This is a genomic window from Methylomagnum sp. (assembly GCF_054333355.1).
On the sequence record NZ_JBTEKS010000392.1, the window covers coordinates 1 to 4,002 of the forward strand.

General features: G+C 64.5%; 3 protein-coding genes. 2 read left to right on the top strand and 1 reads right to left on the bottom strand.

Annotated features, from left to right (window positions below; translation table 11 throughout):
• Positions 1-314: 314 nt before the first annotated feature.
• Together aroG and ACXWUF_RS19910 are read left to right on the top strand one after the other, a co-directional pair.
• Positions 315-1,424, top strand: coding sequence for a 3-deoxy-7-phosphoheptulonate synthase AroG (gene aroG / locus ACXWUF_RS19905; protein ID WP_458496322.1), 1,110 nt, complete (start codon positions 315-317; stop codon positions 1,422-1,424).
• A 237-nt stretch (positions 1,425-1,661) separates the two neighbouring features.
• Positions 1,662-2,267: a peroxiredoxin C gene (locus ACXWUF_RS19910; RefSeq protein WP_458496323.1), complete on the top strand. Its 606-nt coding sequence runs from the start codon at positions 1,662-1,664 to the stop codon at positions 2,265-2,267.
• Positions 2,268-2,410: 143 nt separating this feature from the next.
• Here ACXWUF_RS19910 and ACXWUF_RS19915 read toward each other — a convergent pair whose 3' ends face one another.
• Positions 2,411-3,787: an NAD-dependent succinate-semialdehyde dehydrogenase gene (locus ACXWUF_RS19915; protein ID WP_458496324.1), complete on the bottom strand. Its 1,377-nt coding sequence runs from the start codon at positions 3,785-3,787 to the stop codon at positions 2,411-2,413.
• Between the last annotated feature and the right edge of the window lie 215 nt (positions 3,788-4,002).

Below are 4,002 nucleotides of genomic sequence, written 5' to 3' on the forward strand. Positions count from 1 at the left end.
CACCCCCCGGATCGCCTCCAAGGCGACTTTGGCCTTGAACTCACCGCTGAATACCTGGCGTTTCTTCTCGCTCACTCCGGACTCCACGTTCTCGCCCGTCACCATCTTAAATGACTGTCCGGAAAACGGGGTCCACTATACCCCCAAGCCCCGTTGTTTCCCCATCAGCGGCGTTTTATCAACCAGCCCCGCCGCCTAACCGACGCCCAAACTCGGGAAATTTCCCACCGGCACGGTAAAATATCGCCCCTTTCGAATACGAATCAAAGTCTTCGGCCCTCGCCGCCGAAGCCAAAACCAGTGGAAACAAGCGTATGAACCAGCACTCGGATATCGCGGCGGTCACCCATAACCAATACAACACGGATGACCTGCGCATCCGTGAAATCAAGGAAGTCATTCCGCCCAGCCAGGTCCACGAGGAATACCCCATCAGCCAGACAGCCGCCATGACCACCCTGGCTGCCCGGCAGGCCATCCACAACATCCTCGCGGGACAGGACGACCGGCTGCTGGTCATCATCGGGCCATGTTCCATCCACGACCCCGCCGCCGCCATCGAATACGGGCGCCGACTGCTCGAAGCCAAGCAGCGCCTCGCCAATGACCTGGTGGTCGTCATGCGCGTTTACTTCGAAAAGCCGCGCACCACCGTCGGCTGGAAGGGACTCATCAACGACCCCGACCTGGACGAAAGCTTCAACATCAACAAGGGGCTACGGCTGGCCCGGAAGCTCCTGCTCGACCTCAACGAGCTGGGGATGCCCGCGGTCACGGAATACCTCGACCTGATTACCCCGCAATACGTGTCCGACCTCATCGCCTGGGGGGCCATCGGCGCCCGCACCACGGAAAGTCAGGGTCACCGCGAACTGGCCTCCGGCCGGTCCTGCCCGGTCGGCTTCAAGAACGCCACCGACGGCGGCTTCCAGGTCGCCATCGACGCCATCGGCGCGGCGCGGCGTCCGCACCACTTCCTGTCGCTGACCAAGGCCGGCCACTCGGCCATCTTCTCCACCACCGGCAACGAGGACAGCCACATCATCCTGCGCGGCGGCAAGCACCCCAACTACGACGCCGAAAGCGTCCAGGCGGCGGCGGAAGCGCTGGCGGCGGCGGGCCTGCCCCCGCAGATCATGGTCGATTTCAGCCACGCCAACAGCCTCAAGCAGTACCAGCGCCAAGTGCCGGTGGGCAAGGATGTGGCCGAGCAAATCGCGGGCGGCGACCGGCGGATTTTCGGGGTGATGATCGAAAGCAACCTCAACGAGGGCAACCAGAAACTGGTGCCGGGCAAGCCGCCCGCCTACGGGGTCAGCATCACCGACGCCTGCCTTGGCTGGGACGACAGCGCGGGTTTGCTGGAAATCTTGGCCGACGCGGCGGCGCGACGCCGGGCGCATCCACCGCGTGTGGCTGAATAACGGTGCCGCCGATGGGCCGTGGCGACACTCTGTTGCCTGATTCAAGGGCTTGATATTCGCAGGCTTGCCACCACATAGACCGGGTCGGATACACCATTGGGTCGGTAGGTATTTCCGACTAATTTTGTGTAGAATCCGAGCCTCGACTTTCCACTTCAAACGCCTTTGGAACGGGCTTTCAACCGCTCCGAAGGCATCCCCCCCACTGTTTGGCATTGACGATTAAGGAGACCTTAGATGAGCGTATTAGTCGGTAAACCCGCCCCGGATTTCAAAGCTGCCGCCGTGTTGGGCGATGGCAGCATCGTGGATTGCTATTCCTTCTCCGAAGAAACCAAGGGCAAGTATGTGGCCGTGGTGTTCTATCCCCTGGACTTCACCTTCGTTTGCCCCACCGAGCTGGTCGCCCTCGACCACCGCCTGGACGAACTGACCAGCCGAGGCGTGGAAGTGCTGGCGGTGTCCGTGGACTCGCAGTTCACCCACTGCGCGTGGCGCAACACCCCGGTGGACAAGGGCGGCATCGGCCCGGTGCGCTACACCATGATCGCCGACGTGAGCCACGCCATCGCCAAGGCTTACGACGTGGAAGTGGAAGGCGCGGCGGTGGCTTATCGCGGCACCTTCCTGATCGACAAGGACGGCAAGGTCCGTCATCAAGTGGTCAACGACCTGCCGCTGGGCCGCAACATGGATGAACTCATCCGCATGGTGGACGCCCTGCAATTCCACGAAGAACACGGCGAAGTCTGCCCGGCGGGCTGGAACAAGGGCAAGAAGGGCATGAACGCCAACGCGGAAGGCGTGGCTTCTTACCTCGCCGAGAACGCCGCCGCCCTGTAAGGGCTGGCGCGGCCCGGCGGCGGAAAGTCGTCCGGGCCAGGCGCAAACAAAACGCGCCTCGGGGCAAGCCTGGGGCGCGTTTTTTATTGGGCGGGTGTTTCGGGGTGAAGCCCAGGGCAATCGCGCTATATTAGGGAATCGCCTTAAACGGCGCCGGGACCCATCCAGACCGTCTTGATGTTCGCGAATTCCCAGAGGCCAAACACGCCAAGCTCCCGCCCATGCCCCGAATCCTTCACGCCACCGAAGGGCAAGCGCGGGTCGCTCTTCACCAGCCCATTCACGAACGCCGCGCCGCACTCCAGTCGCCGGGCGAAGCGCTCGCCCCGCTCGCTATCCCGCGTCCACACCGACCCACCCAGGCCATAGCGGTGCCGGTTGGCGGCGCTCAAGGCTTCCGCCTCGTCCCGCACCCGCACCATGGCCGCCACCGGGCCGAATAACTCCTCGTCATGGGCGGGCATTCCGGGACGCACTTGATCCAAAATCGACGGCGCGTAGAAAAAGCCGGGGCCATCCAGCGGCTTACAGCCCGTCACCGGCACCGCGCCCAGGCGGATCGACTCGACCACTTGCCGCCCTAAGTCGTCGCGCAAATCGGCGCGGGCCAGCGGGCCGATGTCCGTGTCCTCCCGCGCCGGGTCGCCGACGGTCAGCGCTTCGACCCTGGCCCGGAACCGGGCCAGGAATTTATCGGCGATGCTGTCCACCACAATGAAGCGCTTGGCGGCGATGCAGCTTTGCCCGGAGTTCTGGAACCGCGCCGTCACCGCCGTTTCCACGGTCAATTCCAGGTCGGCGTCGGCCAGCGCCACGAATGGGTCCGAGCCGCCCAATTCCAGCACGGTTTTCTTCAGCGCCGCGCCCGCCAGTCCGGCGATGCGCCGTCCGGCCCGCTCGCTGCCGGTCAGGGTGACGGCCTGGACATGGGCCGTGCCGATGAGCCGCTCGGTCTGTTCGTGGGCGATGGGCAGCCAGCGGAACACGCCCTCGGGCACCCCCGCCTGCCGGAAGACGCCTTCGATGGCCGCCGCGCAGCCGGGCACGTTGGGCGCGTGTTTCAGGAGAGCGCCATTGCCCGCCGCCAGCGCGGGCGCGGCGAACCGGAACACCTGCCAGAACGGGAAATTCCACGGCATGACCGCCAGCACCGTGCCGAGCGGTTGAAAGGCGACGTAGCTGCGCCGGGCGTCGGTTTCGACCCGCTCGTCGGCCAGCAGGCGGACGGCGTTCTCCGCGTAAAACTCGCAGCCCAGGGCGCATTTCTCGATTTCGGCGCGGGCCTCGCGGATCGGCTTGCCCATTTCCCCGGTGATGAGCCGGGCGTAAGGCTCCAGGTTTTCGCGCAACACCACAGCCGCCCGTCTCAAGCAATCGGCGCGCTCGGACACGGCGGCGGTTTGCCATTCAGGCAGCGCCGTGGCGGTTTGGCCGAGCGCCCGGTCCAGTTCGGCGTCGTTCCATTCGGGGTAGTGGCGGAGGGTTGCTCCGGTGGCGGGGTTTTGGCTGAGGTAGGTCATCGGCTTGGCCTCAAGGTTGAATTCGATAGGCGCTTAATTGGGTCTGACTGATCGGCCTTCGGGCATGGCGGAATGCTTCGATACCTCGGCACGAACGGCCCGCTGTGTAAGCCCTGGGTAAGCCTTCAACGCTCCCATCTGTAATCCGCTGAGCCGCCCGGTCATGCTCGGCCTTTTGCGCGAGGTGGAGCGATGGCGTTATCGGCCTATTGGCA